Here is a 5,562-nt window from a genome sequence, read left to right as displayed (position 1 = left end):
TGGTGAGGTGGTGGGCCTTGCGCGAGCCGTGGGCCTTGAGCAAGGCCTCGCAGCGGGCCCTGCCGAGTCTTTTCAGCCTGGCCGGGGAGCCGTGCCGGGCCAGGAGGGCCTGAATATAGGGGTAGGCCAGGCGCGGGCCGAGCACGCGCTCAAGAGAGGGATGGATCTGGGAGAGCAGGCCGCGCAGCCGGTTGGTGGTGCGGTTGACCTCGCCGGCGGCAACACCCCCCAGGTCATCACTTCGACAGGGGGCACACAGCCATACCGGACCCGGGGGCCAGGCGCCCCATTGCGGGGCCACGAAAAAGGTAACGAGGGGCGGTGGCCCAGGAGGTTTGCGACCCAGGGATGACGCCTGTCGGTCTCGGGTCTGAGGCGGCCCCGTGGTGAGTTACGGATGTCGGCGGATGGCACGGACGGGGACCGGCGCGAGGATGGTCCTGCCTGATCAACGGGCCTCATCACAAGGAGACTTCGATGACTTCCCTGCCCCGCCCCAGGACGTTGGCCCTCCCCGCCGTGCTCGCCGCACTGCTCGTCGGCCTGCCCCTGAGCGGCGCCCCCGTCGCCTCCGCCGAGCAGCGCGCGGACAAGGCCGCGTACGCGAGCGTCACGGGGAGCGCGGAGTTCGTCCTGCCGTACTACCCGGACCACGACGTCCGCACGTTCACCTTCGACGCGCACGCGGACCCCTACAGCCAACCGCTGCCCGGGATCCCCACGGGGCTTCCGACCGACGCCCGGGGCACGGTCACGGTGTCCCACTACTCCGCCGAGCGGGACAGGACGTACACCTCCGAAGGCCGTGTGGACTGCCTGGTCACCGGCCCCCACACGGCGACACTGACGGCGATCATCACAAAGGTGAGCCCGGGCGGCCCGGACAACGTCGGCGAGCGGGTCGGGTTCAGCGTCTACGACGGCGGCAAGGACAAGGGCCGTTCCGACGACCGTGTGGGCTTCTCCTGGAACGGTGTGAACCTGCTGCCGGGCGGCGACACCGCTCCCGCGGAGGCCCCCGTGGGCACCTGCATGGCTCCCGCGCCGTACGCCCCGGTGACCAAGGGCGGCTACACGGTCAGGCACGCCGAACTGCTTCCCCCGCCGAAGGGCTGACGCCCGAGGAGGGCGATACGACGCCGGAGCCGGCCGCTGTCGGCGGGTGCGCCAACGGCCCGCGAGAGCGGTGTGGTGGGGGGTGCCGTCCACCTCGCCATGAGTGTGCTGCGCCGCCCGGGCGTCCAGTTCCTCCGCCTCGACGGTACGGCGGGCGTCGGCCTCACCGGCCCCGTCCTCACCGGCCCCGTCCTCACCGGCCCCGTCCTCGCCGGACCACAACCCGGGCACCCTTCAACCCGTAGCACTGCCGTACCGATGGGCCACGTTAGTCTTTGATCGTGGCCCTGCGACCTGATGAGTTCGACGACCAAGCGGAACGGCCGGTGGTGGTCGCCGTATGCGGGTCCCCGGGGGCCGGAATGACCACCGTTGCCTGCGCAACGGCGCGCCGCCTCGGTGTGCCGTTCCTGACCCGGGACGAGATCAAGGCCGGTCTCGGGCTGTCCTCCGCTGCCGTTGCCAAGGACGGCGGCGTTCAGTTCAATCCGGACTTCCACATAGCCGGTGGTCCTTTGAGCCTCCGCGCTGAGGCCGTGATGGTCAACGCGGCCCGGCTGCTCGCCTCTTCAGGGGCGAGCTTCGTCCTGGAGTCCTCCGTGTTGTCGCGCGAGCTGCTGGATGCGCTGCTCGCATGTGACGCCCGAGTGCTCGCTGTTCACGTCGTCGCCCGCGAATCGGTCATCGGCGAGCGCCTCCGCGCCCGGGCGGCCGGAGGCGGGGCAGTCGACCGGCAGCTGCCATCCCTGTTCCAGCGAGGCGAGATGAAGCGGTCGATCTTCGATCCGCCGGCTGGAGCCCATGCCGTCGTCGAGGTCGATACCTCAGATGATGGTGATCCGGACATCGAACGCATCGAGGCAGCGGTCGTCGCCCTGATTCGGTGACCAAACGCCGCTCAGAGGTACCCGGTTGCTTGCCTGGTTTCCAAAAGCAGGCAGATGCACGGCGCGCCCCTGGCCCGCCGTGCCGCCTCGGCGATTGGCCGGAGGGCCGAAGACCGCAAGGAATGGTCTTCGGCCCTCCGGCCACGGTGCGGTGGCTGTGCCGGCCATGAGGACGGGTGGCAGAGGGGGTGGTTGGCCTCCGCGTCACGGCACAGCCTTCAATGCGGGCTAGCGGTGGCCGAGGTAGCGGTCGTGATCCCGGTGCCGGTCGCTGTACCAGCCGTGGTGCCGGCCCTGGTCCCGGTCATGGTCCCGGTTCCGGTACCAGTTCCGGTCCCAGCCCCGGTTTCGGTTCCAGCTCCTGTCGTGGTCCCGGTCCCGGTCCCAGCCCCTGTCCCGGTCGCCGAAGTGACCGTCGTGGTGATGGCCGCTCCGGTGGCTGTGTGAGTAACTCCTCCCGTTGTCGCGGCCATGGTCGGCTCCGGCTGCCAGGGCCGGCATGGCGGCCGCGCCGACAAGGGCGCCCGAAGCCACGAAGGTGGCGATCAGGCGGACCGTCGTACGAGAAACAGAAATGAATCTGTCACCTCACGTTGACATAGCAGCCTCGGGGGCGAACCTCGCGACACCGTCCATACGCCCCTGTTCGGTCTCAGGTGGGGAATTCGCCCAGCCATGAGTGCTGGAGGAGGTGTTTGGGCAGGTATTCGGACTCGACGTCGATGGGGAGTTTGCCGTCGTAGGCGAGGCAGGCGATGGCCAGCGGGCCGAGGGCGATGCTGCCGTCGATGTCGGTCTCCCGTTCTTCGTTCAGGGTCCAGTACACCTGGTGCAACTTCAGCGCTTCCACCAGGGCTGGGCTGAAGCCCTGCTCGCCTTTGGTGACGAAGCGGTAGAAGAGGTTGATCGGCGGATAGAGCTGGCCTTGGAGCATGTCCAGTGGCGCGATCCGTGCCACTGAGGGATCCGACATCTGGAGCGCGGCGGTGAGTTTTTCCACCAGCCCGGGCCGTCGCAGCCAGTACGTCTGCAGGGTGTCGACCCAGTGGTAGATGTACTCGTCGTACTGCCCTTCCGGAGAACGCAGGCGCTCCAGCGGGATCTCACACAGTTGGGTCATGCGCTGCTGCTCACGGCAGATGACCGCCAGCCAGAACGCCGTCAGCCAGTTCCCCGCGTCGGCGGACGACCGCGGACCCATGGCTGCCGGAAGGGTCCGCAACTTCCGATTGATACGGCATTCGACGGACCCTTCGCTCGCACCGGTCACGGCGAAGAATGCCGAGCCCAGTTGCATCGCGTTGACCGTCGCCTCCCACGTCTCTGCGTTCGCCGCTCGTGGATCGCTGACACAGTGAGCGTGCAACGCCAAGACGGCAGCGTCGAATGTGGAGTTGATCACCTCTGTCGACTTTTCAAGACGGTCGATGCCTTTGGCCAGGTGCTCATCCAGCCGCTCCGCGAAATGCTCGGCATCGGGTCCTCCCGGCATGTCATGTCGGGCAATGACTACGGTCGCGGAAGAGTCCCCTTGCTGGTGTCGAACCGCCGGTACTGGAGCGTGTATGTCCGTGAATTATCCTGGCCCTTTGTGGTGAAGTACTTCAAATCGCCCTTGGAAGTTGTTATTTCCAGGGTGTCTACGACGCACGGAAGGACTCATTCATGAAGGTCTGATGCAACGTGCAACACCGCCTCCGCGTTGGCGATCAGGCGTGAGATTTCGATGGGGGGATTCTCGAATTCCTCCATCACTACATCGTAGGGTTCCACGTGATACGTGTTTCCGTCCGGCCCGGCGGCCTCGATGACGTAGCGGTAGCCAACCGGTGAGTGCTGGTCGTCTGCCTTCCTCCAGGATGCTGCGTGGCGAATCACCAGAAGATCGCCCAGGTATGACGTCAGGTCTGTGTGGAGAGTGATCCAGTCCGATTGCTCGAATTCTTCCATAGGGAGGCGATCTACGTAATTCTGGAGTCCAGGAATGAGTGTCAGCGGATCTTTCGAGTATTGTTCGGGTGTTACGCCGAACATTACTGCCAGGCCGACGGCGTTACGATGCGCGCCCACTGCCCACTCCGATACCTCTGCGTCTGTCGAGTTCTGCATCATCCGTGACCTTTCACTTGAGTCGAAGTAAGCTTACTTCTTGCCTTTGGGTAGATCCCATTGGTCTTTCTTGGGTGCGGGCCCATATTCGAGGAATATTATCTTTGCTTCTTTAAAGTAGGTGCGAAGGGTCTCGCTTGGGCCTGCGTGTGTGAATGCCCACCGGGGGTCGTATCCGGGATTCAGGCGCCTCAATGCTATGTCCTTATTGATCTGCTCTTTGATTTCCTTGCTGAGCGGGACCTCGTTGCGGACTGCCTGATGCGACCCGTCCTTCATAGTGATGGTGCGATAGGGGCCATATGTCTTCACCTCGACGGCGATAGTACGCCCGTCGGGCAGGTCCACAGGGACATCAACTTTTCGACCGCCAGCAGCAGTTACGGGATACCGCGGACCGTTGCTCGTGGGGACCGGGTACAGTCGTTCGGCGCTTCCGCCCCACATCTGACGATGCAATTCCTCACCGCGCTTCCACCGGATCTGACGGTCTCGCGTGTTACGCACGTCTCTGAGCGTCAGCGGACCATCCGCCGGCAGCAGAGCGGGCCTCGAATGGTCGGGCTCATGTCCAGCGTACGGATTACCATTGCCCGGTATTCCGCCGCCATCCGCTGCTTCAGGCTGATCGTCCGCGGTGCTTGAACTGTCGCTGTCGCTATCGCGCTCTGCCTTGTTTTCAGACGGGTCGGCGTCATCTCCGGTCCGGCCCAAGTCGTCCAGGCCACCTTCGCCGGGGGGACGCTCGGTTCGGGGGAGCTTGCTGTGCGTGGTGGGCCCATCGGGCAGGTGGCGGCCGGTGAAGGGGCCCGTGCTACGTGCCTCGGCCTGTCTGCTGCCTGGCAGGTCCTCACCAGCATGGCCGCTGCTCGTTTCATGGCTCAGGCTGTTGCTGAGTATGTTATCGCCGACACCGCCACCGGCCGTGTGGTTGGCCGCGCTGCCGGGCAGGTGGTTGCCTGCGTTTTCGCCCGCGTGGATGCCCGCGCCGACCAGGGCCGGTTCGCGCACCGGGGTCGGGGTCTCCACGCGAGGGTTTTTCCCCGACTGGTCCACGTGTTGGGCGATGCTGCCGTCGTCGTTGTAGAGGTTGCCGTCGCGGTCCATGTACGGCGCGCCCTCGTCGAAGGGTGACTTGATCGTGCCTTCCGGCAGTGCCACAGCTCCGTCCGGGAGCTTGACTGTGCCGTTCGGGAGTGTGACTGCTCCGTCCGGGATCGTCGCGCCCTCGGGGAGGTTGATCGTGCCGTCGGGGAGCTTGATCGTGCCTTCGGGCAGGGTGATGATGTTGTCGGGGAGTGGTGGGAACTCGACGTGGCCCAGGCCTTTGAGGCCGGCCATCATGTCGCTGATCTTCGTCAGGCCCGCGCCGGCGCCCTTGAAGACGTAGGTCATGGGGTCGACGATCCGGCCGGTCTTGCCTGCGAAGGACAGGGCCTTGGCTGCTATG

The 5,562-nt window shown here is 65.6% G+C and carries 5 protein-coding genes and 2 pseudogenes; 2 read left to right on the top strand and 5 right to left on the bottom strand.

Going from position 1 to position 5,562, the window contains the following annotated elements; translation table 11 throughout:
- A pseudogene (locus GA0115254_RS36780) lies at window positions 1-301 on the bottom strand (hypothetical protein); the annotation flags it as partial.
- Between the two features lie 176 nt (window positions 302-477).
- Between GA0115254_RS36780 and GA0115254_RS36775 the strand changes: the two are divergent.
- Both GA0115254_RS36775 and GA0115254_RS36770 read left to right on the top strand, forming a co-directional pair.
- Entirely contained in the window at window positions 478-1,116 is a 639-nt protein-coding gene (locus tag GA0115254_RS36775) for a hypothetical protein (protein WP_093899603.1), read from the top strand.
- Window positions 1,117-1,397: 281 nt separating this feature from the next.
- Window positions 1,398-2,003 (top strand): P-loop nucleotide/nucleoside kinase family protein, encoded by a 606-nt coding sequence (locus GA0115254_RS36770; RefSeq protein WP_141720980.1) that lies wholly within the window; start codon window positions 1,398-1,400, stop codon window positions 2,001-2,003.
- A gap of 228 nt (window positions 2,004-2,231) precedes the next feature.
- On the opposite strand, the gene GA0115254_RS36765 is transcribed toward GA0115254_RS36770, so the two are convergent.
- From GA0115254_RS36765 to GA0115254_RS36750, 4 genes and pseudogenes are all read right to left on the bottom strand, one after another.
- Window positions 2,232-2,537 (bottom strand): hypothetical protein, encoded by a 306-nt coding sequence (locus tag GA0115254_RS36765; protein WP_176740441.1) that lies wholly within the window; start codon window positions 2,535-2,537, stop codon window positions 2,232-2,234.
- A 118-nt stretch (window positions 2,538-2,655) separates the two neighbouring features.
- Window positions 2,656-3,495, bottom strand: coding sequence for an immunity 49 family protein (locus tag GA0115254_RS36760; protein WP_093899600.1), 840 nt, complete (start codon window positions 3,493-3,495; stop codon window positions 2,656-2,658).
- A 167-nt stretch (window positions 3,496-3,662) separates the two neighbouring features.
- A complete protein-coding gene (locus tag GA0115254_RS36755; RefSeq protein WP_093899604.1) occupies window positions 3,663-4,112 on the bottom strand; it encodes a hypothetical protein in 450 nt (149 codons plus the stop codon).
- 33 nt (window positions 4,113-4,145) lie between these two features.
- Window positions 4,146-5,562: pseudogene (locus GA0115254_RS36750) on the bottom strand (hypothetical protein); the annotation flags it as partial.

It is taken from the genome of Streptomyces sp. Ncost-T10-10d (assembly GCF_900091955.1).
Taxonomy (GTDB): domain Bacteria; phylum Actinomycetota; class Actinomycetes; order Streptomycetales; family Streptomycetaceae; genus Streptomyces.
The sequence above is the reverse complement of the archived record's forward strand: the minus strand, read 5'-3'. Positions and strand labels throughout refer to the sequence as shown.

Coding starts and splice junctions, on each gene's coding strand:
- GA0115254_RS36755 (WP_093899604.1), bottom strand. CDS start 4,112: ATGCAGAACTCGACAGACGCAGAGGTATCGGAGTGGGCAGTGGGCGCG.
- GA0115254_RS36775 (WP_093899603.1), top strand. CDS start 478: ATGACTTCCCTGCCCCGCCCCAGGACGTTGGCCCTCCCCGCCGTGCTC.
- GA0115254_RS36760 (WP_093899600.1), bottom strand. CDS start 3,495: ATGCCGGGAGGACCCGATGCCGAGCATTTCGCGGAGCGGCTGGATGAG.